Origin of the sequence: Ferrovibrio sp. (assembly GCF_964218355.1) — a bacterium.
Lineage (GTDB): Bacteria > Pseudomonadota > Alphaproteobacteria > Ferrovibrionales > Ferrovibrionaceae > Ferrovibrio.
This window is the reverse complement of the sequence record NZ_CAXPMC010000021.1, coordinates 61,570-83,889: the sequence shown is the minus strand read 5'-3', so window position 1 is coordinate 83,889 and position 22,320 is coordinate 61,570. Positions and strand designations below refer to the sequence as shown.

Genomic DNA, 22,320 nt, shown 5'->3' with positions numbered 1-22,320 from the left:
CTCTTATTGATTGAGGAAGTGGCGATAGCCGCGCTCGATCATCCAATGCGCGCGCTTCAAATGGGCTTCGACGACTTGAAGAGCATGTTCCGGCTCTTCTTGCGAGTCAATGTCAAAAATGGCTTGCGCAATCTCTTTAATACTGGCACCAGCTCGCTCAGCATCGAGCAGTCTCAGATAGGTGGGACCGTGAGTGCGGTCATAGTCGGTCAGGCTATCTGACCAGGGCACGGTATCGGAGTAGTCGGGGCCTTGATGGCTCATGTGGCTTCCGTGCAGTTTGTAATCCATAGTATGCAAACGAATTGGTGAGATAGCCATATACAGTAATAATATCCCAAAATGGGATAATCCGGAATCGGGATTAAAGCAAGGCCGGCTCTGACTTTTTGCCGGTCTCGATGTCCAAGTCCCTCCGTTCGCCGCAGCAACAGCGGCTGCAAAAGCTGCTGATCCAGGCACGCAAGGTCAAGAAACTGACCCAGGCGGATGTCGCTGCGCAGCTTAAACGGCCGCAATCCTACGTCGCTAAATATGAAGGCGGGGAGCGGCGCCTCGATGTTATCGAATTCATCGCAGTGGTGACAGCACTTGAGGCGGATCCACGCGATATCCTGGCCGATCTGATGCGTTCCGACCGCATCAAAGCCTGAGTCAACCGTTTCGGATCGACAACGCGACCGCAAGAATCGAAAAGCCTGCGCGGTTTCAGGAAAGAAAATCCAGGAAACTTCGCTCTAGAGTGCGGTGGCAGGATCGCCGATGCCTCGGGAACGGGTGTGCCCAGCTACCTAAGCGGGGAGGCTAACGGCGGTGGGACTTTCGTGACGCGACCAGTGATGGATCGATGAACGGAGGACGCTGCCATGACTGATTCCGATCAGGATGTCTCATTGCCAAGGCGGGATTGGCGCAATCCGAACGATTACGCCGGGTTGCGCCATGCCAGCCGGGAGGCGCTCGCCTGGGAATTCCTGCGCCGCAACCCGGACTATCGAAACGCTGCTGCTAAAGCCAAGCCACCCCGGCATCGCCGGGTGTCGGAGAAGCGACCGGTCGTCGACATTCAAGTCTCGGCAGAGCATCGGGAGGCAGGCCGCTGGGGCCTGCTGTATTTTCGCCGACCCGGATCAGGCAGACGTCGGGCAGGTCTTTTGGGATCCGGCCGTCAATGCTTACGCGCTGAGTGCCAGTGTCGCCAAAGCCGACCCCAACGACGCGACGGCAGTCAACCTGCCTGCCTTGCCGGCCACCGCGACGATCCTGTATCGGCCGGCTGCTGCGTCGGTGTTGATCCTGGCGCAGAGCGACCGGGTGATTCAGCTTGAGCTTCAGGGCACTGCCGAACTCGATGGTCCTTTGCATTTACGCTGGGACATAACTGGTCTGGCCGGTCTGCCGCCGCGCCTGATGGCGTTGCATCGACTGGCGGCACTGTACGCCCATGGCCGCATGCCCAAGGCGCTGTTTCCGCCGGTGGCCCGGCTAGAGCGGATGATAACGGCCTTGCGCGCGGCGGATGGCCGGCAAGAGGCGGCAAAACTCAGCCAGATCGCCGACGCATTATTCGGCCCCCAGTATGTCGCTGCCGACTGGCGTAACGGCAGCGATTACCTGCGTAGCCGGATGCGACGTTTGCTGCATCTCTCACGACAGCTGATCCGGGGCGGCTACCGCCGATTCTTGCGCTAGCTCGGCGACCGCCGGCTTTGGCCGGCGCCGGGCTCTCGTGAACCGAGCCCGGCCTAGCCGGTCTCGGCCTGGCGGCTTCGATCCCTGACGCTTCCAGTCGGACGCCGCGCCGCTGGGGCGCACCGCGGCGCAGCGACGGCTTTTGTCCAGGGCCGACCCGCGGATGCGCGGGCTGGGCGGCGCTCCCATTTAGGCCCGCCGCGGCCGGCCGCAACCGCGCGCTGCGCGCCCGGTCCTCCGCTATCGCTTCGGCCTGACGGTGCCGCCGGCCTCGATCGGCGGGCCTGCCGGTCGCTCTTCGCCGCCCACCCCGCTTATCCGGGGTCGGGTTGCGGAAGTTTTGCGACAGGAGGCACAGCCATGACCCTGATTCCAGACAGCTTGCGCGCCCAGCTATTGGCCAATGGCGCTGTCAGCGACGAAACCGACCACTGGCCGGTGGTCAAATTTTTCAACCCGACCGGGGCGGCTACATGGTTGCTCACCGAACTGGCGGCCGATGGCGACACTTTGTTTGGACTATGCGACTTGGGTTTCGGCTGCCCGGAACTCGGCTATGTCAGCCTGCGCGAGATCGCCGGTATCCGGGTCGGCTTCGGGCTGCGCATCGAGCGTGACCGCCATTTCAAGGCGGGGTACCCGCTCTCGGTCTATGCCGAAGCCGCCCGCCGTCACGGCGCGATCACGGAAGCCGACCATCTGCTGCGCGAGGCTGACGCCGCGCTTAATCACACCAAATCCCTCGAACGCTGATGGTCATCGGCCAGTTGGCGACGCTCCGCCGTCTATGCCGCCGCGTCGCTGATGGCACTCACCACAAAAGGAGTTTCCGCCATGCATCTCACCCATATCCCGCTGGATCACCTCGCAGTCGCCACCACCAATATGCGCCACCAGCGCCGTGCGCCGGACGTCTCCGACCTGCTGCCGAGCGTGCGGGCACGCGGCATTCTGGTCCCACTCCTGGTTCGTCCCACAACCGGAGAGGGGACCGACACAAACGAGGCCTACGGCATCGTTGCCGGGCGGCGGCGCTATTTCGCCGCCAGTATCGTCGCCGCTGAGACTGGCACCACGCCCGACCTGCCTTGCGCGGTCATGGAGCCGGGTGACGATGCCGACGCGCTGGAAGCCTCGCTGATCGAAAACCTCGCCCGGCGCGATGTCGATGAAATGACCCAATACGAGACTTTCGTAAAGCTGGTCAAACAGGGCCGCGAGGTGGCGGAGATCGCCGCCACCTTCGGCCTGACCGAAACGGCAGTGAAGCAGCGGCTCGCGCTCGGCAACCTTTTGCCGAAAATCCGCGAGGCGTATCGCCGCGACGAAATCGAGGCCGATACGGTGCGGCACCTGACTCTCGCCAGCAAAGCTCAACAGAAAGAGTGGTTGACGCTGCTGGAAGACCCGGAGGCCTTCGCCCCGCGCGGCCAGCAGTTGAAGGCCTGGCTGTTCGGCGGCCAGTCGATTGCCGCCAGCGCCGCCTTGTTCCCGCTCGACACCTATCCCGGCCAGATCGTCGCTGATCTGTTCGGCGAGGGTGGCTATTTCGCCGATAGCGAGCTGTTCTGGCAGCATCAGAAGGCGGCCGTTGCTGCCCGGCGCGATGCCTATCTCGCCAAGGGCTGGGCGGAGGTGGTGGTGCTGGAACCGGGCCAGAGCTTCCACCTCTGGGATCACGAAAAGACTGCCAAACGCAAGGGCGGCAGGGTCTATATCCAGATCAGTGCGCGCGGCGAGGTCGCCATCCACGAGGGCTATCTGTCACGACAGGAGGCGCAGAAGGTCCGCCGTAAGACGATGGACGGTCCGGAACAGGGCGTGTCCGCCGAGGCCAGAGCCGTTCGACCGGAACGGACAGCGCGCTTACAAACCTATCTCGATCTGCATCGCCATGCCGCCGTGCGTAAATATCTGCTGGACGACACCTATGTAGCACTGCGGCTGATGGTCGCTCACGCCATCGGCGGGTCGCCGCTTTGGCAGGTCGCCCCGGAGCCGCAGCGGGCGGGTGGCAATAACATTGCGCAAAGCCTTGCCGCCAGCCCGGCCGAGGCGGGCTATCGCGCTCGCCGGACTGAAATCCGCAGCCTGTTGGGCCTGTCGGAAGAAACTGAGGCCATCACCGGCGACGGCGATACCGAGACGGTTTTCGTCGCACTGCTGACGCTGACCGATGCGGAAGTGTTGCGGGTGATGGCCTTCGTTATGGCTGAGACATTGGCGGTCGGCACCCCGTTGATCGATACAATGGGGGCGCATCTGGCTGTCGATCTGCGGACGCTCTGGCAACCCGACGATGCCTTTTTCGACATGCTACGCGACAAGCGGGTTGTCACTGCCATGTTGGCCGAGGTTGCCGGCGACACGGTGGCGCAGGGCAATCAAGCTGCGACACTCGCGGTGCAGAAACAGGTCATCCGCGACTGTCTGGCCGGCAGCAATGGTCGTGACAAGGTGGAGGGTTGGCTGCCGCGTTGGCTGGAGTTTCCAGGGCGCGGTTACCTGTAACCGGCTGCGGCACGGGGTCATCCCCGTGCCGCAATTCCTCTCACGCCGCCGCCTGCTGGCGCATGGGCGTATAGAGCCGCCAGAAATAGGCATCGGCGATCTGCCGCGCCACGGCCGGGCTCAGGCGTTCGATTGAGCCGACGAAGCCAGAGCCGAAAAACTCCGACTTCCCCGGATCGGCACCTTTCACGAACCCCTGGTAACACCGGAATAGCTCGCGCATCAGCGTGTCGCCGCGACTGTCGCGGACATGCGCTTCATCGTCGGGATCGATCGACCAGCAATCCCAATGCAGGTCCGCGAGCGCCCCGTATTCCTGAATATAGATGTTGGGGATATTGCGATCCTGGCATGCCCGGAACCAGTAGTTGTTGGCAACCCGGTCGCCTTGCCGATACGCGCACCAGATACGGTCCGGTATGTCGTCCGAGTGCAGGATGCCGGGCAGGGAATCGGTTGCCACCATTCTTTCGCCGAGTTCGAGCAGCCGCTGGCCGAGGCGGTCGATATCGACGGCGGCAAGCTGCGGTCTTGTCGACCGGCTGGGCGTCAAGTGCGGCCGCAACGCGGCATGGGTGCGGAATCCGAGGGCATTGGCCAGGGCCTCGGTCAGATGCGCGGAGCCGACATGTGGCAGGGCACGGCGAAGTTTGCGTTTGACGTAGTCGCAATTTGCGGCCGTGAGCAGAAGCATGGGCATGATGATCGATCCCTTCTTTGCGGGAACGTCCGTCGCCGATTACCGACGCCCCTGAAGAGAGGACCGGATCTTAAGATGGTTTTGCCCGTTTTGACCCGGCGACAGGTCGGGTCGGGTCGCCGGCAGTGAGCCTAGCGAGAGGGTGGGGAGCAGGCAAGAGGACGCCGACTGACCCTTGGTATTGGCGCGATTTCGGCTGGACTGTCCCGCGCTGATCGCCGGGTTTCCCTGCTCGTTTGCGCAAACCTTATGGCCGACTCGGCCCCTGGGGAAACCATCGCTCGTGGCTTTTTTCCCCGCCGCGCGCCGCTATGCCCATGAGGGCAGCGCGCGGCTCCTCGCGTCGGGCTTACGCCCTGCAAAAAAGCCACTCGCTCCGGTCCTTCGCGATGCTGCGGCCCGGCGCATGCGCGCCGGGTTCCCGGTGCCGCTTCGGCCAGGACGGTTTTGCCATCGCAGGGACTCATCCCGGCGAGCAACCCAGGAGACAGATCATGCCTGCCATCGGATACGTCACCAAGCAGTCCACCGGCGCCTATAAGGGCCAGCTCAAAACCCTCTCGATCCGTGCCGAGATTGACATCCTCCCCAACAACGCCAAAAGCGGCGAAAACCAGCCTGACTTCCGCGTCCTCACCCAGGGCGTCGAGATCGGCGCCGGCTGGATCCGCACCGGCGAGACCTCCGGCAAGGACTATGTGTCCTTGAGCCTGGCTGCCCCGGAATTCGGGCCGCGCAAGCTCTACGCCAATCTCGGCCGCGCTGCCGGCCACGACGATGACGACGTCTATGCCGTCATCTGGAATCCGGCCGACTGACCGAGCCCTGGGCCCCCGCGTCATGCGCGCGGGGGCCTTTTCTTGTCCTCGTACTGGCCTCTCGGTCGCCGGAAACCTGTAGTGGGTCGTTTTCAGCAGGGGGCTGTTTTCGACCCTGCCCGTAGCGTGCCCGGCATTGCCATGCTTTGGCAATGCGGCGCCGCAGTGCGCCGTCCTCGCCGGATCGGAGCATGGAGGGCAGCATGGACGATGAAGCGACCCGGGCAGCCAATGCCAGGAAGGGCAGCCCGTTCCTGAATACGGCTCAGGCAGCCTTCTATGTTGGGCTGTCGCAGCGCACGCTGGAGAAAATGCGCGTGGTGGGTGGCGGTCCGCAATACCGCAAACACGGCCGCTATGTGCGTTACCACATCGACGATCTGGACGCCTGGTCGAAGGGACGGAGCAAGACGTCGACCTCTCATGGTTGATCTCAAATTGGCACTCGGCGGCAGCCTCATCGGGTGCCGGCGGCTGCACGCTCGCCGGTATCGCCGCCGCGTTTTGACCCTGACACTGCTGGGGTTGGCAGCCTTAGGGGCCGCCGTCGGGATGCCCAAGCATCCCCTGCTAGTCTGGAATGCCAGCGCCAGCGCGCCGTTCGGCCTGTACCGGCTTGCGGCTATGGCGCAGCTCCAGCGCGGCGCCTGGCTGCTGGTTCGGTTGTCGGACTCGACGCGCCGCATGGCTGCTACCCGTGGTTACCTTCCGGCCGATATCCCACTGATTAAGCCGGTCGCGGCCGTGCCGGGCGAGGTGGTTTGTGCAGCCGGCGATACCGTTTGGCTGGCGTCCGGCTTGGTGTTGCAGCGGCTGGTGCGCGACGGCCAGGGCCGGCTGCTTCCGGCCTGGTACGGGTGCCGGATCGTGGCCGACGATGAGGTGTTTCTCGCCAATCCGGCGATCTTAGACTCCTTCGACAGCCGCTATCTGGGGCCGGTTCCGCGCACCAGTGTGATCGGCCAGTTGGTGCCCCTGTGGACCTGGTGAGACAGATCGTTGGCGCCGGTTTGGCGATTGCTGTGGCATGGGCTGGTGACAGTCGGGCAGGAACCGCGGCGCAGCGTATCGGCCGCTGGCAGCCATTCATTGCCGAGGCCGCAGGGCGGTTCGGCATTCCGCCGGGCTGGATCGAGGCGGTGATGCAAGCCGAAAGCGGCGGCCGCGCAATCATCAATGGCCGGTCGACCGAATCGAAAGCTGGGGCGCTCGGCCTCATGCAGGTGATGCCGCAAACCTATGCTGAGATGCGCCAGATATACGGGCTGGGTGCCGATCCGCATGATCCGCGTGACAATATTCTGGCCGGTACAGCCTATTTGCGCGCGATGCTGGATCGTTTCGGCTATCCAGGCTTGTTCGCGGCCTATCATGCCGGCCCAAGTCGCTACACCCGGTATCTTTCAACCGGCGAAACTCTTCCGACGGAGACGATTTCGTACCTCGGCGTGCTCGAAAACCAGTCGTTGCCGGGTGTCAAATCGGTGGCGCAAACGGCGCCGGCAGGCCAGCTAAATTCCGTCAATCTGGCCACGGGCAACAGCCTTTTCTTCATTCGCAACAGCGCGCCAGTGGGCGAGAGGCAGCTATATCCTTCGTTCCGTTAAATCGCCCGCCGCATTAGGCGAGCAGATATCCGCAAACTTCGGCGCAGCAGGGTGGATCGCGGTCCCATGGGCGCGGTAGGGCAAGATAAAAGCATCGGCGCCAAGCGGCGCCGAAGATGTTGTCTGCACATCGGTTTGTATGGCGCTAGGTGCGAGACGTTGGCGCCATGGTTGGCACAAGTCCTTAGCCTTGCAGGGCTCCTATAGCGCCTTCTTGCCGAAGGCCTGCGGCATGCCTTTCTTCACCATGACGGGATACCACATGCGGTGGCGATATGCGTGATGACGATTTCAGGCCCCGGCTCGGCAAGGTGCGTGCCGATGGCCAGAAGATGGTCAAGTCTTTCCGCAACCGGGTGCTGCAGGCGGCCGGTCTGGCCGGGGGACTGCATAAGCGGGGCGGACGGTTCCAGGGCAGTCGTATCGGTCGCGGTGCCGGCATCGGCCATGTGCTGGCCGGACGGGATCGCTGGACTGGCTGGCGGACCCGGCGTGTCGTGGTCAAAGCACGGCTGGTCAAACTCGCCGGCCGCAATCTGAAAGGCGCGCAGCTGCATCTGCGCTATATCCAGCGCGATGGCGTGACTCGCGAGGGACAGCCGGGGCAGCTTTACGATGCGCAAGCGGACCGGGCCGACGGCAAGGCTTTTCTGGAACGCTCAAATGGCGACCGACATCAGTTCCGCTTCATCGTCGCGGCCGAAGACGCTACACAGTATGAAGATCTGAAGGAGTTTACCCGGCGGCTGATGCGCCAGATGGAGCAGGATCTCGGTACGAAGCTCGACTGGGTGGCAGTTGACCATTTCAACACCGGTCATCCACATAGCCACGTCATCTTGCGTGGCCGCGATGATCGCGGCGAGGATATGGTCATTGCCCGGGAGTATATCGCGAAAGGTTTGCGCGAACGGGCCCAGGAGATCGTGACGCTCGATCTGGGGCCGCGCACTGATATCGAGATCGAGGATCGGCTACGGCAGGAGGTCGGGCAGGAGCGCTTCACCAGCCTGGATCGCGGCCTGCTCCGCGAGGCGGGCGATGGCCGAATGGTTTCCATCGGCCTGTCGCAAGACGGCGATCATGCCCGGTTCCAGCAGAGCCTGAAGGCCGGACGGCTGCAGATGCTGAAGCGGCTGGGGCTGGCGGAAGAAACACAGCCGGGGATTTGGCGCTTGAGCAGCAGCCTAGAGGTGACGCTCCGTCGTATGGGTGAACGCGGCGACATCGTCAAGACCATGCATCGGGCGATGACTGAGAAGGGAATTGGCCATGCGGCAGGGGACTATGCGATTTACGATCCCACCGATCCGCAGGCCAAGCCGGTCGTCGGGCTGGTGTTGCGGTTGGGTCTTTCGGACGAGATCAACGATCGGCATTTCATGGTCATCGACGGTATCGATGGCCGCAGCCATTATGTCGAGATCGGCAAGTTGGACCGACAGGAGGCGATGGCCGAGGACAATATCGTCGCTGTGGCGGCCAGGCCGATCGGACCAAGCCAGGCTGACCGGACCATCGCCGAGATCGCCGCTGCGCACGAGGGACGCTACAGCGCGGACCTTCATCGGCAGCATGATCCGAGCGCGCGCCCGGCCTTTATCGCAAGCCATATTCGCCGGCTCGAAGCGGTGCGACGGGCGACCGGGACAGTGGTGCGCGACGCCGACGGCATCTGGGCCATCGCCATAGACCATCTGGACAAAGCCGCCGCCTATGAGGCCGGCCGGGCCAAAGACAGTCCGGTCGAGGTGAAGGTGTTGTCGTCGCTGCCGCTGGAAAAGCTGACAGGCATCGAGGCGGAAACCTGGCTCGACCACAGCTTGGTCAATGCTGATCCGGCAGGTATTCGTGACGCTGGCTTCGGCAAGTCAGTCCAGAAAGCCCTGCAGCAGCGGCGGCAATGGCTGATCGCTCAGGGCTTGGCCGAAGAGCAGGCTGGGCAAGTGGTGTATCGCGCCGGACTCCTGAATGTGCTGCGTCGGCAGGAGCTTGCCCGTGTCGCCGGCCAGCTCTCACAGGAATTGGGCCTGGCTTACGTCGAAGCCAGCCGCGGTGAGCGCGTCGAAGGGATTTATCGGAGATCGGTGATGCTTGCCAGTGGCCGTATGGCCGTCATCGCAAAGACCAGGGAGTTCACACTCGTGCCCTGGCGGCCGGTGATGGAGCGACAGCTCGGCAAGTTTGTTGCGGGTGTATTGCATGGCGATCAGATCAACTGGTCGATTGGACGGAGCCGAGGCCCTGCCATTGGTTAGGCCGCCTGGTTTCGACTAAGTGCAAATTCGGGATCGATGAGGCGCAAGACCGCCGTCGCTCCAGCGGCAACAGCGCCGGTCGCGGCCAGGGCCTGCAGCCAGAATCCATCGATTGCGCCGATGCGCAGAAGCGAGAGGCCAAGTAGATATCCTGCATAGGTCGCCGGGAGCGCGAACACGAATGCCATGATCAGGCGGAAAGAGACCGAACGGCTGGCGGAGAAGAGAACCGTCCCGAGGATCAGGGCCATGAATCCCGCGAGCACGCCGAGAATAAGACTGCCCCAGATACCAGCGCCGAGGCCGTAGGCGCCCTGGCCCGCCGCGAGTGCGGCCAGAATGGGAAAGGCATAGACCGCGAGTCGGTAGAGCAGGGCGCAGAAGGCGCCTAAGCCTATAACTGTTGCAACAAGTGAGAGGATCATGACATCGCCCTCATTCAGAGAGCTTCAATTATGGCAGGCGATACGCGTTCAGACTGAGACAAATATGAATCAAATCTAGTCTGTTCTGCGCATCGCAGAATTGTCCTTCACCTGATCTAGCGGCACAATTTTCTGGCGCAGAATCGGGGCGTGCATTTTTTTTTGCGCCAGGCAATGAGGAAGAGCATGGATTTGTTCAATGTAGTTGTTGGAGTTGCGAATATTGTTGGGGCAATTGCAGGTATCGCGGGTGCATTATTTGCGTTGATTGCGATCTTGCCCAAGGCGCGTTATGCGTCGTCCCGTTCCGGCCGGCAGCCGGTTCCCGTCGAAATGGTGGGAGCGGCTCAGCCTGAATACGCTGGTACTCCTCATAACCAATCTGGGTTTGGGGGCGCGATGGGCTTCCTGTTCCAAGAGGAATGGCAGCGCGCCAAGATCCGGTTCTGGGGTGATCATTGGAGCGACGAGGAAGTCTACCTGAACTTCAAGAGGTCGATCGCGATGGGTGCTTGCAACTTCTTCATCGTACTGATGCAGAGCTTTGCCAGTTTTAATGCCAAAGGCTTCGGTCTCGTCTTGGCCGGATTGGCCTTCCTCGTGCTCTGCCTCGGCCTTGTGATCGTGTATTACGGCTATGCGCGGTTCAAACGCCGCTTCGGCTAGCTAAGAATTCTTTTGCAGCCTGAGTAGGGCGTAGAGCGGCGTAACTAAGCGCGATTTTCGATTCTGAGCTTTTGAGCGAGTCCTAGTCCCACGCCATGGCACTGGTGCCATGGACACATTGGGACCGGGATATGACGCCCACCAAGCTGCTCATCGGTCAGGCTCTCGTCGTCTTCGCCATCGTCATCGGCGGGCTCTGGTCCTCGACCCAATGGGCGGCCGTGATGCTGGGTTACCAGCCGCGGCTCGGGGCTGCCTGGTTCGACCTGCTCGGCTGGCCGATCTACCACCCTTGGCGCCTGTTCGAATGGTGGTATGCCTATGAGGCCTATGCGCCGGACATCTTCCAGCGCGCCGGCTTGGCGGCTGCTGGTAGTGGCCTGCTCGGCACTATGGCTGCCGTTATCGGCTCGCTCTGGCGGGCACGCCAGAACCGCCTCGTCACCACTTACGGTTCTTCGCGCTGGGCCACCAAGTCCGAAATCCAGCAGGCAGCGCTCTTCGAGCCGCGCGGCGTTTTCCTCGGTCGTTTAGGGAGCCGCTATCTCCGCCATGACGGGCCGGAGCATGTCATGGCCTTTGCGCCGACCCGCAGCGGCAAGGGTGTCGGCCTTGTCATCCCGACGCTGCTGACCTGGACCGGTTCGACCGTCGTTCATGACATCAAGGGCGAGAACTGGCAGCTCACGGCCGGCTGGCGGCAACGTTTCTCACATTGCCTGCTGTTCAACCCGACCGATCTGCGCTCGGCTCGCTACAACCCACTGCTGGAGGTGCGCAAGGGTCCACATGAGGTCCGCGATGTGCAGAACATCGCCGATATCCTGGTTGATCCAGAAGGCGCGCTGGAGCGGCGCAATCACTGGGAAAAGACCAGCCATTCCCTGCTGGTCGGCGCCATCCTGCATGTCCTCTATGCCGAAGAGGAAAAGACGCTCGCCCGTGTCGCCAACCTGCTGTCCGATCCGAACCGGGCCTTTGAGCGTACCTTGCGCGACATGATGGCGACCAACCATCTGGGCGATGCCGAGCATCCCCAGGTCCATCCAGTGGTCGCCTCGGCCGCCCGAGAAGTGCTGAACAAATCCGACAACGAGCGCTCTGGCGTCCTGTCGACTGCGATGTCGTTCCTCGGCCTTTATCGCGACCCGACAGTGGCGGCCACCACGGTGGCCTGCGACTGGCGGATTGGCGATCTGATGGACGCCGAGCGACCGGTTTCGCTCTATCTGGTCATCCCGCCATCCGACATCTCCCGCACCAAGCCGCTGGTCCGTCTGGTGCTCAACCAGATCGGCCGCCGGCTGACCGAGACCTTGGAAGGCGACCCCGGCAAGCAGCGCAAGCACCAGCTCCTGATGATGCTGGACGAGTTCCCGGCACTGGGACGGCTTGATTTCTTCGAGACGGCGCTTGCCTTCATGGCCGGCTATGGCATCCGCGCCTATCTGATCGCGCAGTCGCTCAACCAGATTTCCAAGGCCTATGGCGAGAACAACGCTATCCTGGACAACTGCCATGTCCGTATCGCGTTCTCGTCCAACGATGAGCGCACCGCCAAGCGCATCTCGGATGCCCTAGGCACGGCCACAGAACTGCGCGCCCAGCGCAATTACGCCGGTCACCGCCTGGCACCATGGTTGAGCCACGTCATGGTCTCGCGCCAGGAGACTGCCCGGCCGCTGCTGACGCCGGGTGAGGTGATGCAACTGCCGGCCCACGAGGAACTGGTGTTGGTGTCCGGCCTGGCGCCGATCCGGGCGCGCAAGCTGCGGTATTTCCGCGATGCCAATTTCACCGATCGCGTCTTGCCGCCACCGACCTTAAATCCGGGCCCGTATCCCGACTGCCCAACAAAGCGGTCAGATGACTGGAGCGGCCAGGTGCGCGAGCCGAACCATCGGCTGGCTGCAGGCAGCGGCGCCATTGGTGATGCTTTTGCCGGTGAAGAGGAAGGCGGTCTGCAGCGCCATCCCGGTTTGCCGGAGACCGAGATTGTCCGCCCTGAGGGCGAGGCGCCGGACGACCTCGCGCTGCTGGATGACGACCTCGACAATCCGACCACCGGGCGCCAGGGCGTGCTCAACCTGCGCCGGCCCAATGCAGCACTGCAGCGCGCGCATGCCATGAACACCGCCGACGGACTACATCGCCACGACGATGCATTGCCAAGCTTCTGAGACCGCCATGAAGCCGCGCCATCACCTCTATCTCAATGACGAGCTGACCGAGCAACTGGAGCGGCTCTGCAAACGGCCCGGTGCTTCCAAATCCGCCATCGTCGCCGATGCCCTGAAAGCCTATTTCGCCCGTGGCGCGGCGATCGAAATCGATCCGGTGATCAAGGCGCGGCTGGATAAGACCGGTCGGAGCCTTGCCCGCATCGAACGCGACCAGCAGATCCTGCTGGAGACCTTGGGCCTTTTCATCCGCTACCAGCTCACCATCACGGCGCCGCTGCCGGAGGCCGATCAGGCGGCGGCAAAGGCCGTAGGTTCAGAGCGGTTCGAGACGTTTATCGCGCAGATTGGTCGGCGCCTGTCGGCGGGAAAAAGTCTGACGACGGAAGTGCTCAACCGGATCGCACCGGACGGTATGGAAGGCAGGCGAGCCGGGGAGGGGCGGGCATGATCGGGCTCTTTTCGCCAGAAACCCTCGAACGCCGCCGTGGCATGCTGCGCACGGCTTTAGGGCAGGCCATCACCATGGCGCTCAACGATCCGGCCGTGATCGAGGTCATGGTCAATCCCGACGGGGTGTTGCGTCTCGATCGGTTGCCGGAGGGCATTGTCGAGACCGGCATCCAGCTGATGCCAGCCGAGGTCGAGCGGATCATCCGGCTGGTTGCCTCCCATGTGCATGCTGAGATCCATGCTGGCAATCCGATCCTGAGCGCCGAACTGCCCCCGCATGAGCCAGGCCTGGCTGGCGAGCGGTTCGAGGCCATTGTGCCGCCTGTTTCGCTCGGACCCTGCTTTGCCATCCGCAAGCCAGCCGCCAAGGTCTTCACGCTGAAAGACTATGTGTCTGATCGGATGATGACGCTCTGCCAGGCCGACCTGCTGCGTCGAGCCGTGCGCGAGCATAAGAATATCGTCATCGCCGGCGGCACCAGCTCGGGCAAGACCACGCTGGCCAATGCCCTGCTGGCCGAGATTGCCCAGATGCGAGAGCGGGTGATCCTGATCGAGGACCGACGCGAACTGCAATGCGCGGCGCCTGACAAGGTGCCGCTGCGTACCATCCCCGGCGTGGTGCTGCTGAATGCTCTGGTGCGCTCGGCCATGGGGCTACGGCCTACCCGCATCATCGTCGGCGAGGTCCGCGGCCCGGAAGCACTCGATCTCCTGAAGGCTTGGAATACCGGCCATCCCGGTGGGCTGGCTACAGTGCATGCCAATTCGGCGCGTGCCACGCCCTACCGGCTGGAGCAACTGATCCAGGAGGCGGTCATCACCGTGCCGCGCAGCCTGATCGTCGAGGCTGTCGACCTGATCGTGTTCATCGCGGGCCGCGGGCTCGGACGCCGGGTCGAGACCATCGCCCAACTCGATGGCATCGAGCCGGACGGCACCTACCGGCTGACCGAGCTTCTCACCCTGCCAAAACGACACAGCCAGGAGGCCGCATGCTGAAGCTCGTCCGTATCCTCTCACAAGGTGTGGCCGGTCAAGTTATCATACTCGCCACGGCCGGTTCGGCCTATGCCGCCGGCTCCAACATGCCTTGGGAATCCCCGCTGCAGTCGATCCTGGAATCAGTCGAGGGCCCGGTTGCGCGCATCGTGGCGGTGATCATCATCATCGTCACAGGTCTCTCATTGGCCTTCGGCGATACCTCGGGCGGTTTCCGGCGCCTGATCCAGATCGTCTTTGGGCTGTCGATCGCCTTTGCCGCGACCAGCTTCTTCCTGACCTTCTTCTCTTTTGGCGGTGGGGCGCTCATCTCATGAGCAATCGCATCGAAGGTTTTGAGCTGCCGCTGCACCAGGCCCTGGTCGAGCCGATCCTGTTGGGCGGCGCCCCGCGCAATCTTGCCATCCTGAATGGCACACTCGCGGCGGCTTTGGGATTAGGCTTGCGGCTCTGGATCGCCGGCCTGCTGGTCTGGCTGATCGGTCATAGCCTTGCCGTGCTGGCGGCCAAGCGCGACCCGCAGTTTGTCACGGTGCTGGCCCGTCATCTGCGCCAGAAAAGCTATCTGTCATGCTGAACTTGCGCGAATACCGGCGCAAAGCCTCCCTGCTGGCGGACCATCTGCCATGGGCAGCCCTGGTCGCACCCGGAGTGGTGCTGAACAAGGATGGCAGCTTCCAGCGTAGTGTCCGTTTTCGTGGCCCGGATTTGGAGAGCGCGACCGAGGCTGAATTGGTGGCAGCTTGCGCCCGCCTCAACAACGTGCTGCGCCGCTTCGGCTCGGGCTGGGCGATCTTCTTCGAGGCCGAGCGCTATGAGGCACCGGGTTACCCGACAAGCGATTTCCCCGACCCGGCCTCCTGGCTGGTCGATCAGGAGCGTCGGGCCACCTTCCAGGGTGAAGCCTTGCATCCAGGCATGGAGGCGCCGGTTGGCCGTCAGCATCACGAAAGCCGCTATCACCTCACATTGACCTGGCTGCCGCCGGTCGATGAGGTGCATCGGTTGGGTAATCTCTTGCTGGAGCGTGATCAGGCCGAGCCGGTGCAGGATTGGCGCAAACGGCTGGAGCAGTTCATGACTGAGACGAATCGGACGCTCGATCTGCTCGGATTGATCATGCCGGAATTCGAACCGCTGGATGATGCCGGCACCCTTGCCTACCTGCACGGTACGATCTCGACCCGGCGGCATGACATCGCGGTTCCGAAAACGCCAATCTATCTCGATGCCATCCTGACCGACACGCCGTTCAGTGGCGGTCTGGAGCCGATGCTGGGCGAGCGGCATGTGCGCAGCCTCACCGTGCTGGGCTTTCCCAACCTGACGCAGCCCGGGCTATTGGATGAACTGAACCAGCTCAATTTCGCATACCGTTGGGTGACGCGCTTCATCCCGCTCGACAAACCGGACGCCACCAAAGCACTGACTCGGTTGCGCCGGCAGTGGTTTGCCAAGCGGAAGTCAGTCACCGCGATCTTACGCGAAGTGCTCTACAACCAGCCGGCACCGCTGCTGGATTCCGATGCCGATAACAAGGCGGTCGATGCCGATGCGGCCTTGCAGGAGCTGGGCAGCGATCAGGTCAGTTTCGGATACCTCACCACCACCGTCACCGTCATGGATGCGGACCGCCAAGTGGTAGCCGAAAAGCTGCGCGCCGTCGAAAGGGTCATCAATGGCCGGGGTTTTGCCACCATCCGCGAAAGCTTGAATGCCGTCGAGGCCTGGCTCGGCAGCCTGCCGGGCCATGTCTATGCCAATGTCCGTCAACCACTGGTGCATACGCTCAATCTCACCCATCTGGTGCCGCTCTCGGCGATCTGGGCCGGGCCCGAAGGCAATACACATCTCGATGGCCCGTCCTTGCTGCTGGCCGAGACCCGCGGTACCACGCCATTTCGCTTCGTCACTCATATCGGCGATGTCGGGCACATGTTCATGGCCGGCCCAACCGGGGCGGGCAAATCGGTGCTGCTGGCCCTCATCATGCTGCAGTTCCGGCGCTATCCGCGCTCGCGCATCGTGATGTTCGACAAGGACCGCTCCAGCCGGGCCGCCGTGCTCGCCATGGGCGGGCAGTATCACGATCTGAAGCTACAGGGTGCGCTGTCCTTCCAGCCCTTGCGTCATATCGACGACCCTGCCGAGCGCAGTTGGGCGGCTGAATGGCTGGCTGGCCTGTTCGCCCATGAGAAGGTCATCGTGACGCCAGAGGTCAAGGAAGCGCTCTGGTCGGCGCTGAACAGTCTGGCCTCGGCGCCGATCCATGAGCGAACGCTGACTGGGCTTAGCGTATTGCTGCAATCCAATGCACTGAAAACGGCACTGCAGCCTTACACCCTGGAAGGGCCGTTCGGGAGTTTGCTTGATGCATCCACCGAAGATTTGAGCCTTGCCGACGTGACCTGCTTCGAGATGGACGCCTTGATGGGGCAGGCGGGCGTCATCCTGCCGGTGCTGACCTCTCTGTTCCATCGGCTGGAGGCGCAGTTCGACGGCCGGCCGACATTGCTGATCCTCGATGAGGCTTGGCTCTTTCTGGATCATCCATTCTTTGCCGCTCGTATCCGCGCCTGGTTGAAGACCCTGCGCAAGAAGAATGTCGCTGTTATCTTCGCCGCGCCCTCGCTGTCCGATATCGCCAATAGCGGCATAGCACCCGCCATCATCGAAGCCTGCCCACAGCGCATCTTCCTCCCCAACGACCGGGCCATCGAGCCGCAGATCAGGCTGGTCTATGAGCGTTTTGGGCTGAATGAGCGGCAAATCCAGTTGATCGCGCAGGCCCAGCCCAAGCGGGATTACTACCTGCAATCCCGACGCGGCAATCGCCTCTTCGAACTCGGCCTCGGTCCGGTGGCGCTCAGCCTTTGCGGGGCATCTACGCCGGATGATCAAAAACGTATCGACGACGTGCTCGCTAAGGCCGGGCCGGAGCGCTTCACGGAGGCTTGGTTTGCGGCCCAAGGTCTCGAATGGGCGGCCTATCTGGCTGAGGACTTTCGTGTGCAACGGATGGAGGCGTCATCATGAAGCGGCATCTGATGGTCACCCTGACGGCAGGCTTCTTTGCTGCGGCATCGCCTGTTCAGGCGCTCACTGTCTTCGATCCCTCCAATTATGCCCAGAATGTGCTGCAGGCGGCCCGTACGTTGCAGCAGATCAACAACCAAGTCCAGGGTCTGCAGAACCAGATCCTCATGCTGCAGAACCAGGCGCGCAATCTGCAGCGCATGGACTATTCCAGCCTCTATGCCATCCAGTCTGGGCTTGGCCGTATCACCATCCTGATGCGCCAGGCCGACGGCATTGCCTTCGACATGGAGCAGACCGATCGCGCCTTTGCCGAACAGTACCCGCAGCAGTACAGCGCAAGCGTTACTCAGGATCAGTTGAGTCAGGATGCGCGTCGGCGCTGGGAGAATTCCGTCGCCGCGCTGCAACGGACCATGCGTATGCAGGCGCAAGTGTCGGCCAACATTGACGCTGACACGGACGAGCTGGGACGGCTGATCGATCAGTCAGATGCCGCCCAAGGCAATCTGCAGGCCAGCCAGGCGACCAACCAACTGCTCGCGCTGTCGGCCAAGCAGCAGTTGCAGGCGCAAGGCCTGGCCACAGCGCAATACCGTGCCGACGCACTGGAGAAAGCACGGGCCGCGATGGCCCAGGAGCAAGCCCGGGCCAGTTTCGAGCAATTCATGGGCTCCAGCGATGCCTATCCGGGGCGGTAAGTGATGAACGATTTAAGCGTCATTGATCGTTTCACCGAGGTCTTTACGACCTATATCGACAGCGGCTTCGGCCTGCTGACCGGTGAGGTGGCCTATCTGACCAGCGTGCTGGTGGCGATCGATATCACGCTTGCCGGTCTCTTCTGGTCGTCGGGCCAGGATGTCGATGTGTTGGCCAAGCTGATCCGTAAAGTCCTCTATGTCGGTGTCTTCGCGCTGCTACTCAACAACTGGACGATGCTGTCGGGTGTCATCTTCGACTCCTTCACGGGCCTCGGCCTGAAGGCCACCGCCAACAGCCTGTCGGCCAATGACCTGCTGCGGCCGGGCTTTGTCGCCGGCACCGGTTTTCAAGCCGCCTGGCCTTTGCTCAAGCAGGCCGGCTCGATGCTGGGGTTCAGCACTTTCTTCGACAATGTCGTCACCGTTCTAGTGTTACTGTTTGCCTGGGCCGTGGTGGTGCTGGCCTTCTTCATTCTCTCGGTCCAGCTCTTCATCACTATCGTTGAGTTCAAGTTGACCTGTCTTGCCGGCTTCGTCCTGGTGCCTTTCGCGCTTTGGAACAAGACCGCCTTTCTGGCCGAGCGCGTTCTCGGCAATGTGGTCGGCTCGGGCGTCAAGATGATGGTGCTGGCCGTTATCGTTGGTATCGGCACGACGCTGTTTGCCGATTTCGTCTCTGCCTTGCAGGGGCAGCCGCCCAATCTGACCCAGGCTATGTCGCTGGTGCTGGGCGCCATCGCGCTCTTTGGCCTTGGCATCTTCGGACCTGGTATTGCCGCCGGTTTGACTTCGGGTGCGCCGCAACTGGGTGCCGGCGCTGCGATCGGCACGGTCGGCGGTCTGGCGGCGGGGGCCATGGCTGGCGCCGGTTTGGGATTTGCCGCCGCCCGCATGATCTCCGGCCAGGGGCTTTCGGCCGTCCGCGCTGGGGCCGCCTTAAGCGCTGGAACTTCCACCGCCTATGAGCTGGGCAAGACCGGCTCCAGTGCCAGCGGCCTCGCCGGTGTCGGGGCTGGCTTGGCCGGTGTCGCCAAGGCTGGCGTCATCATGATGGGCAAATCGTTCCAAGGTGCATCACCTAGCCCGATCCAGGCTGGCATGCAGGCCGGGCGTCAGGCGGCTTGGACGGCCACCGGTGGCACGCCGCCAGCTTCTGCGTCGACGCCCATGTCGGCACGGCCGGCATCGGCGCCGGCCTGGGCCGAACGCCTGCGGTCTGAGCAGCGTCGTCGCACCCAGACGCACATCGCAGCCCAGGCCATCAAGGATGGCGACCGCTCCGGCAGCGCCGCCAACCCGGACCTCCAGGACAGGGAGTGAGTATGTTCAAGCGATCCAGCAGCCGTTACGGCGATACGCCGGAGCCCATCACGCCCTATCAGAAGGCCGCGCAAGCCTGGGATGAGCGGATCGGCTCGGCCAGGGTCCAGGCTGCCAATTGGCGACTGATGGCCTTCGGATGCCTGATCCTGGCAATTGGGCTGGCGGGTGGGATCGTCTGGCAGGCCGGACAATCCAGGGTCACGCCTTATGTGGTCGAGGTCGATCGTTTCGGCGCAGTGAGTGCGGTTAGCCCGGCCGAACACCCTTACCAGCCGACCGACGCGCAGATCGCCTATCACCTGGCGCGCTTCATCCGCGATGTCCGCGGTCTCTCCATCGACCCCATCGTAGTGCGCAAGGCCTGGCTGGAGGCTTACGACTATGCCACCGACCGCGGTGCGCAGATGCTGAATTCTTACGCACTCAGCAGCGACCCTTTCAAGGCGGTAGGTGAGCGTACGGTCTCGGTCGAGGTCACCAGCGTGGTACGGGCTTCAGGTGACTCCTTCCAGATCAAATGGACCGAGGAAATCTGGAAGCAGGGCACCCGTATCGGCACCGAGCGCTGGACCGGTATCCTCACCATTGTGATCCAGCAGCCGCGCGATGCGGTGACCTTACGCAAGAATCCGCTCGGTATCTATGTCCACGGCCTCGATTGGTCGCGGGAACTCAACCCCGGAGAAGTGCCATGACATTATATACTGTCACTGCTCGCCTATGCCTGATCGGGACATCGGGTCTTGCCTTGGCGGCCTGCACCGACAAGCTGCCGCCGCCGGTGATTTCTTATGACAATGAGACCTTCACGCCGGCTGCTCTCTCGGCCGAGCCGCCCAGGCCGGCCGAGATCGTGCGGATCCCGGAGCCTCTGCCACTGCCGGGGCAGTTGAAGCCGTTGCCGGATGGCAAAAGCTCAGAACCAGACAGTCGGTCGCCGGCAGAACGGGTGACGGCAGCCAATGCGGCTGCCCGGCAGGAACCGAACCGGCATGGCTATATCAATGCCGTGCAGATCTATCCCTTCACGCCGGGTGCGCTCTATCGGCTCTACACCATGCCGGAGCAGGTCAGCGATATCGCCTTGCAGCCCGGCGAGAAGCTGATCGCGGTGTCGGCTGGCGATACCGTGCGCTGGGTCGTTGGCGACACCACCAGCGGCTCCGGTGAGTCCTTGCAGGTCCATATCCTGGTCAAACCGACAGCACCGGACCTAAAGACCAATCTGGTGATCACCACCGACCGCCGAGCCTATCACCTGGAGCTGGAGAGCACGCCGGCCAGCTATATGGCAGCCGTCTCCTGGAATTATCCGCAGGATAAACTGCTGCTTCTCCAGGCGCGCAATGAAGCGGCCGCATCCGCGCAGCCTGTTGACGGCGGCATCGCACTGGAGCGGTTGCGCTTCCGCTACGAGATCACCGGCGATAAGCCGCCGTGGCGGCCGGTCCGAGCCTTCGATGACAGTCATAAAGTCTATATCCAGTTTCCGGCTCGGCTCGACCAGGGCGAGGCGCCACCGCTTTTCGTGGTCGGTGCGGATGGCGGCGCTGAACTGGTCAACTACCGGGTCCGCGGCAATTACTACATTGTCGACCGGCTATTTGCCGCTGCAGAACTCCGTCTTGGCAAGGGGCCGCAGCAGGTGGTGCGGGTCAGCCGTACCGATGGTCGGCCGCAAACTGCAGCCGGTCCGGAGCGACGGCCATGAGCGAGGCGGGTCAAGCCGGCAAAGTGCCGCCGGACGAGCTGGTGTTGCGGGCGCACCCGCGACCGGTGACGCGGTTCAGTCGCAAGCTGCTGATTGGCGTGGCGGCCATCGGATCGGCGCTGGTCTTTGGCACAACCTTGATCGCGCTCAATCCGCCAAGTTTCCGGTCCAAAGGGCAGGGCAAGGAACTCTACAATATCGATCGTAAGCCCACGGCAGATGGATTATCGGTCTTACCCAGAACCTACGGCGAGATGAACAAGTCTGTGCCACAACTCGGGCCGCCAATGGCTGGCGATCTCGGCCCGCCGACAGTCCGGGCCGAACGTGAGGCTGGAATTGCCAGTCCCCAAGGGAACGAGCGTTTGGCCTTTCGGCCCAACTCGGAAGATGACGCGGAGCGGGCCGAGCGGCTGCGGTTGGCGCGCCAGGCGCAGCAAGCGAGGGAAGCCGGCGTGTTCTTCCGGGTTTCGGTCAAGCCGGATGCGGCCGTGGACGGAAAGGCTCAAGCGACTGGTACGGCCTTGTCAGCTGATGACGAGCTGCGGCGCCTCGACCTCGATCCAGAGCGCGACCAGAATAATCAGCAGCGCAAGCTGGACTTCCTGAACCAGAAGGCCGATCCGAGAATTTACAACCCACATCGGTTGCAGCAGCCGGCATCCCCCTATCAGGTGATGGCTGGCACCGTGATTGCTGCCAGCCTGGTGACGGGGATTAATTCGGATCTGCCGGGCACGGTGAAGGCACAAGTCACCGAGCATGTCTATGACACAGTGACGGGCCGCCATTTGCTGATCCCGCAAGGCAGTCAGCTCATCGGCAAGTATGATTCTGTCATCGCCTTTGGCCAGCGAAGGGTATTGGTCGCGTGGAACCGCATCATCAGGCCGGATGGGTCCAGCTTGGCCATCGAGAATCTGCCGGCGACCGATCCGGCCGGCTATGCCGGGCTGGAAGATGAGGTGGACTATCATACCTGGCGTCTGATCGCCGGAGTTGCGCTCTCGACCATGCTGGGTGTGGGGACAGAACTGGCGCTTGGTGATCAGGAAGATGATCTGGTACGAGCAATCCGAGAATCCGCCCAGCAGAACACCAATCGTGCTGGACAGCGGCTCACTGAGCGGAATCTCAACATCCAACCAACGCTCACGATACGGCCGGCCTGGCCGGTGCGTGTGGTCGTCCAGAAGGATTTAGTGCTGCACCCCTGCAAGGGCTGAGGAGGGAG

General features: G+C 62.8%; 25 protein-coding genes. 22 read left to right on the top strand and 3 right to left on the bottom strand.

The features are described 5' to 3' along the window. Positions 1-3 precede the first annotated feature (3 nt). Positions 4-264 (bottom strand): DNA -binding domain-containing protein, encoded by a 261-nt coding sequence (locus tag ACEQZY_RS15755; RefSeq protein WP_300295737.1) that lies wholly within the window; start codon positions 262-264, stop codon positions 4-6. Between the two features lie 137 nt (positions 265-401). Between ACEQZY_RS15755 and ACEQZY_RS15750 the strand changes: the two genes are divergently transcribed. The 5 genes from ACEQZY_RS15750 (at position 402) to ACEQZY_RS15730 (ending at position 4,203) form a co-directional block, all read left to right on the top strand. Continuing rightward, positions 402-653, top strand: a complete 252-nt coding sequence (locus tag ACEQZY_RS15750) for a helix-turn-helix domain-containing protein (protein WP_300295735.1) — start codon at positions 402-404, stop codon at positions 651-653. A 213-nt stretch (positions 654-866) separates the two neighbouring features. Next, positions 867-1,328: a transcriptional regulator domain-containing protein gene (locus ACEQZY_RS15745; protein WP_367182948.1), complete on the top strand. Its 462-nt coding sequence runs from the start codon at positions 867-869 to the stop codon at positions 1,326-1,328. Continuing rightward, complete coding sequence (locus tag ACEQZY_RS15740) at positions 1,288-1,692, top strand: DUF2285 domain-containing protein (RefSeq protein ID WP_367182946.1); 405 nt, start codon at positions 1,288-1,290, stop codon at positions 1,690-1,692. The genes ACEQZY_RS15745 and ACEQZY_RS15740 overlap by 41 nt, the downstream gene beginning before the upstream one ends. A gap of 360 nt (positions 1,693-2,052) precedes the next feature. Continuing rightward, positions 2,053-2,445 carry a DUF2958 domain-containing protein gene (locus tag ACEQZY_RS15735; protein WP_300295729.1) on the top strand — a complete coding sequence of 131 codons (393 nt, stop codon included), beginning with the start codon at positions 2,053-2,055 and terminating at the stop codon, positions 2,443-2,445. Positions 2,446-2,526: 81 nt separating this feature from the next. Then, positions 2,527-4,203 (top strand): ParB N-terminal domain-containing protein, encoded by a 1,677-nt coding sequence (locus ACEQZY_RS15730; RefSeq protein WP_300295728.1) that lies wholly within the window; start codon positions 2,527-2,529, stop codon positions 4,201-4,203. Positions 4,204-4,243: 40 nt separating this feature from the next. Here ACEQZY_RS15730 and ACEQZY_RS15725 read toward each other — a convergent pair whose 3' ends face one another. Next, positions 4,244-4,903: a hypothetical protein gene (locus tag ACEQZY_RS15725; protein WP_300295726.1), complete on the bottom strand. Its 660-nt coding sequence runs from the start codon at positions 4,901-4,903 to the stop codon at positions 4,244-4,246. 494 nt (positions 4,904-5,397) lie between these two features. On the opposite strand from ACEQZY_RS15725, the gene ACEQZY_RS15720 reads away from it, so the two are divergent. From ACEQZY_RS15720 to rlxS, 5 genes are all read left to right on the top strand, one after another. Beyond that, positions 5,398-5,721, top strand: a complete 324-nt coding sequence (locus ACEQZY_RS15720; RefSeq protein WP_300295723.1) for a DUF736 family protein — start codon at positions 5,398-5,400, stop codon at positions 5,719-5,721. Between the two features lie 203 nt (positions 5,722-5,924). Then, entirely contained in the window at positions 5,925-6,152 is a 228-nt protein-coding gene (locus tag ACEQZY_RS15715) for an AlpA family transcriptional regulator (RefSeq protein ID WP_300295720.1), read from the top strand. After that, positions 6,145-6,711, top strand: coding sequence for a S26 family signal peptidase (locus tag ACEQZY_RS15710; RefSeq protein WP_300295718.1), 567 nt, complete (start codon positions 6,145-6,147; stop codon positions 6,709-6,711). Before ACEQZY_RS15715 ends, ACEQZY_RS15710 begins: the two co-directional genes overlap by 8 nt. Further along, positions 6,708-7,328, top strand: a complete 621-nt coding sequence (locus ACEQZY_RS15705) for a lytic transglycosylase domain-containing protein (protein ID WP_300295715.1) — start codon at positions 6,708-6,710, stop codon at positions 7,326-7,328. Before ACEQZY_RS15710 ends, ACEQZY_RS15705 begins: the two co-directional genes overlap by 4 nt. A 275-nt stretch (positions 7,329-7,603) precedes the next feature. Continuing rightward, on the top strand, positions 7,604-9,586 hold the full coding sequence (gene rlxS / locus ACEQZY_RS15700) for a relaxase/mobilization nuclease RlxS (RefSeq protein WP_300295712.1): 1,983 nt from the start codon (positions 7,604-7,606) through the stop codon (positions 9,584-9,586). On the opposite strand, the gene ACEQZY_RS15695 is transcribed toward rlxS, so the two are convergent. Beyond that, the gene (locus ACEQZY_RS15695; RefSeq protein WP_300295709.1) at positions 9,583-10,011 is read right to left on the bottom strand and encodes a hypothetical protein; all 429 of its coding nucleotides are present in this window, start codon (positions 10,009-10,011) and stop codon (positions 9,583-9,585) included. The two genes, rlxS and ACEQZY_RS15695, sit on opposite strands and share 4 nt — an antisense overlap. Before the next feature lie 186 nt (positions 10,012-10,197). Here ACEQZY_RS15695 and ACEQZY_RS15690 point away from each other — a divergent pair, with 186 nt between their 5' ends. The 12 genes from ACEQZY_RS15690 (at position 10,198) to ACEQZY_RS15635 (ending at position 22,312) form a co-directional block, all read left to right on the top strand. Continuing rightward, complete coding sequence (locus ACEQZY_RS15690) at positions 10,198-10,677, top strand: hypothetical protein (RefSeq protein ID WP_300295706.1); 480 nt, start codon at positions 10,198-10,200, stop codon at positions 10,675-10,677. A gap of 131 nt (positions 10,678-10,808) precedes the next feature. Continuing rightward, a complete protein-coding gene (locus tag ACEQZY_RS15685) occupies positions 10,809-12,857 on the top strand; it encodes a conjugal transfer protein TraG (protein ID WP_300295703.1) in 2,049 nt (682 codons plus the stop codon). 7 nt (positions 12,858-12,864) lie between these two features. Further along, the gene (locus ACEQZY_RS15680; RefSeq protein ID WP_300295700.1) at positions 12,865-13,308 is read left to right on the top strand and encodes a CopG family transcriptional regulator; all 444 of its coding nucleotides are present in this window, start codon (positions 12,865-12,867) and stop codon (positions 13,306-13,308) included. After that, a complete protein-coding gene (gene trbB, locus ACEQZY_RS15675) occupies positions 13,305-14,312 on the top strand; it encodes a P-type conjugative transfer ATPase TrbB (RefSeq protein ID WP_300295697.1) in 1,008 nt (335 codons plus the stop codon). The genes ACEQZY_RS15680 and trbB overlap by 4 nt, the downstream gene beginning before the upstream one ends. Next, a complete protein-coding gene (locus ACEQZY_RS15670) occupies positions 14,306-14,629 on the top strand; it encodes a TrbC/VirB2 family protein (protein ID WP_300295695.1) in 324 nt (107 codons plus the stop codon). Before trbB ends, ACEQZY_RS15670 begins: the two co-directional genes overlap by 7 nt. Beyond that, the gene (locus ACEQZY_RS15665; RefSeq protein ID WP_300295692.1) at positions 14,626-14,889 is read left to right on the top strand and encodes a VirB3 family type IV secretion system protein; all 264 of its coding nucleotides are present in this window, start codon (positions 14,626-14,628) and stop codon (positions 14,887-14,889) included. The genes ACEQZY_RS15670 and ACEQZY_RS15665 overlap by 4 nt, the downstream gene beginning before the upstream one ends. After that, a complete protein-coding gene (gene trbE / locus ACEQZY_RS15660) occupies positions 14,883-17,348 on the top strand; it encodes a conjugal transfer protein TrbE (protein WP_300295689.1) in 2,466 nt (821 codons plus the stop codon). The genes ACEQZY_RS15665 and trbE overlap by 7 nt, the downstream gene beginning before the upstream one ends. Then, positions 17,345-18,049, top strand: a complete 705-nt coding sequence (trbJ, locus tag ACEQZY_RS15655; RefSeq protein ID WP_300295687.1) for a P-type conjugative transfer protein TrbJ — start codon at positions 17,345-17,347, stop codon at positions 18,047-18,049. The genes trbE and trbJ overlap by 4 nt, the downstream gene beginning before the upstream one ends. Positions 18,050-18,052: 3 nt before the next feature. Beyond that, complete coding sequence (gene trbL, locus ACEQZY_RS15650) at positions 18,053-19,372, top strand: P-type conjugative transfer protein TrbL (protein WP_300295685.1); 1,320 nt, start codon at positions 18,053-18,055, stop codon at positions 19,370-19,372. A gap of 2 nt (positions 19,373-19,374) precedes the next feature. After that, the gene (gene trbF, locus ACEQZY_RS15645) at positions 19,375-20,070 is read left to right on the top strand and encodes a conjugal transfer protein TrbF (RefSeq protein WP_300295682.1); all 696 of its coding nucleotides are present in this window, start codon (positions 19,375-19,377) and stop codon (positions 20,068-20,070) included. Further along, positions 20,067-21,086, top strand: a complete 1,020-nt coding sequence (gene trbG / locus ACEQZY_RS15640; RefSeq protein ID WP_300295679.1) for a P-type conjugative transfer protein TrbG — start codon at positions 20,067-20,069, stop codon at positions 21,084-21,086. Before trbF ends, trbG begins: the two co-directional genes overlap by 4 nt. After that, the gene (locus tag ACEQZY_RS15635) at positions 21,083-22,312 is read left to right on the top strand and encodes a TrbI/VirB10 family protein (protein ID WP_300295676.1); all 1,230 of its coding nucleotides are present in this window, start codon (positions 21,083-21,085) and stop codon (positions 22,310-22,312) included. Before trbG ends, ACEQZY_RS15635 begins: the two co-directional genes overlap by 4 nt. Positions 22,313-22,320: the final 8 nt, after the last annotated feature.

What these genes read in the sequence shown, in the direction of transcription:
- ACEQZY_RS15685 (WP_300295703.1), top strand. Translation starts at nt 10,809, where the DNA reads ATGACGCCCACCAAGCTGCTCATCGGTCAGGCTCTCGTCGTCTTCGCC.
- trbF (WP_300295682.1), top strand. Translation starts at nt 19,375, where the DNA reads ATGTTCAAGCGATCCAGCAGCCGTTACGGCGATACGCCGGAGCCCATC.
- ACEQZY_RS15725 (WP_300295726.1), bottom strand. Translation starts at nt 4,903, where the DNA reads ATGCCCATGCTTCTGCTCACGGCCGCAAATTGCGACTACGTCAAACGC.
- ACEQZY_RS15635 (WP_300295676.1), top strand. Translation starts at nt 21,083, where the DNA reads ATGAGCGAGGCGGGTCAAGCCGGCAAAGTGCCGCCGGACGAGCTGGTG.
- ACEQZY_RS15730 (WP_300295728.1), top strand. Translation starts at nt 2,527, where the DNA reads ATGCATCTCACCCATATCCCGCTGGATCACCTCGCAGTCGCCACCACC.
- ACEQZY_RS15745 (WP_367182948.1), top strand. Translation starts at nt 867, where the DNA reads ATGACTGATTCCGATCAGGATGTCTCATTGCCAAGGCGGGATTGGCGC.
- ACEQZY_RS15695 (WP_300295709.1), bottom strand. Translation starts at nt 10,011, where the DNA reads ATGATCCTCTCACTTGTTGCAACAGTTATAGGCTTAGGCGCCTTCTGC.
- trbL (WP_300295685.1), top strand. Translation starts at nt 18,053, where the DNA reads ATGAACGATTTAAGCGTCATTGATCGTTTCACCGAGGTCTTTACGACC.
- ACEQZY_RS15680 (WP_300295700.1), top strand. Translation starts at nt 12,865, where the DNA reads ATGAAGCCGCGCCATCACCTCTATCTCAATGACGAGCTGACCGAGCAA.
- ACEQZY_RS15710 (WP_300295718.1), top strand. Translation starts at nt 6,145, where the DNA reads ATGGTTGATCTCAAATTGGCACTCGGCGGCAGCCTCATCGGGTGCCGG.
- ACEQZY_RS15690 (WP_300295706.1), top strand. Translation starts at nt 10,198, where the DNA reads ATGGATTTGTTCAATGTAGTTGTTGGAGTTGCGAATATTGTTGGGGCA.
- trbG (WP_300295679.1), top strand. Translation starts at nt 20,067, where the DNA reads ATGACATTATATACTGTCACTGCTCGCCTATGCCTGATCGGGACATCG.
- ACEQZY_RS15750 (WP_300295735.1), top strand. Translation starts at nt 402, where the DNA reads ATGTCCAAGTCCCTCCGTTCGCCGCAGCAACAGCGGCTGCAAAAGCTG.
- ACEQZY_RS15715 (WP_300295720.1), top strand. Translation starts at nt 5,925, where the DNA reads ATGGACGATGAAGCGACCCGGGCAGCCAATGCCAGGAAGGGCAGCCCG.
- trbB (WP_300295697.1), top strand. Translation starts at nt 13,305, where the DNA reads ATGATCGGGCTCTTTTCGCCAGAAACCCTCGAACGCCGCCGTGGCATG.
- ACEQZY_RS15735 (WP_300295729.1), top strand. Translation starts at nt 2,053, where the DNA reads ATGACCCTGATTCCAGACAGCTTGCGCGCCCAGCTATTGGCCAATGGC.
- trbJ (WP_300295687.1), top strand. Translation starts at nt 17,345, where the DNA reads ATGAAGCGGCATCTGATGGTCACCCTGACGGCAGGCTTCTTTGCTGCG.
- ACEQZY_RS15720 (WP_300295723.1), top strand. Translation starts at nt 5,398, where the DNA reads ATGCCTGCCATCGGATACGTCACCAAGCAGTCCACCGGCGCCTATAAG.
- ACEQZY_RS15665 (WP_300295692.1), top strand. Translation starts at nt 14,626, where the DNA reads ATGAGCAATCGCATCGAAGGTTTTGAGCTGCCGCTGCACCAGGCCCTG.
- trbE (WP_300295689.1), top strand. Translation starts at nt 14,883, where the DNA reads ATGCTGAACTTGCGCGAATACCGGCGCAAAGCCTCCCTGCTGGCGGAC.
- rlxS (WP_300295712.1), top strand. Translation starts at nt 7,604, where the DNA reads ATGCGTGATGACGATTTCAGGCCCCGGCTCGGCAAGGTGCGTGCCGAT.
- ACEQZY_RS15755 (WP_300295737.1), bottom strand. Translation starts at nt 264, where the DNA reads ATGAGCCATCAAGGCCCCGACTACTCCGATACCGTGCCCTGGTCAGAT.
- ACEQZY_RS15670 (WP_300295695.1), top strand. Translation starts at nt 14,306, where the DNA reads ATGCTGAAGCTCGTCCGTATCCTCTCACAAGGTGTGGCCGGTCAAGTT.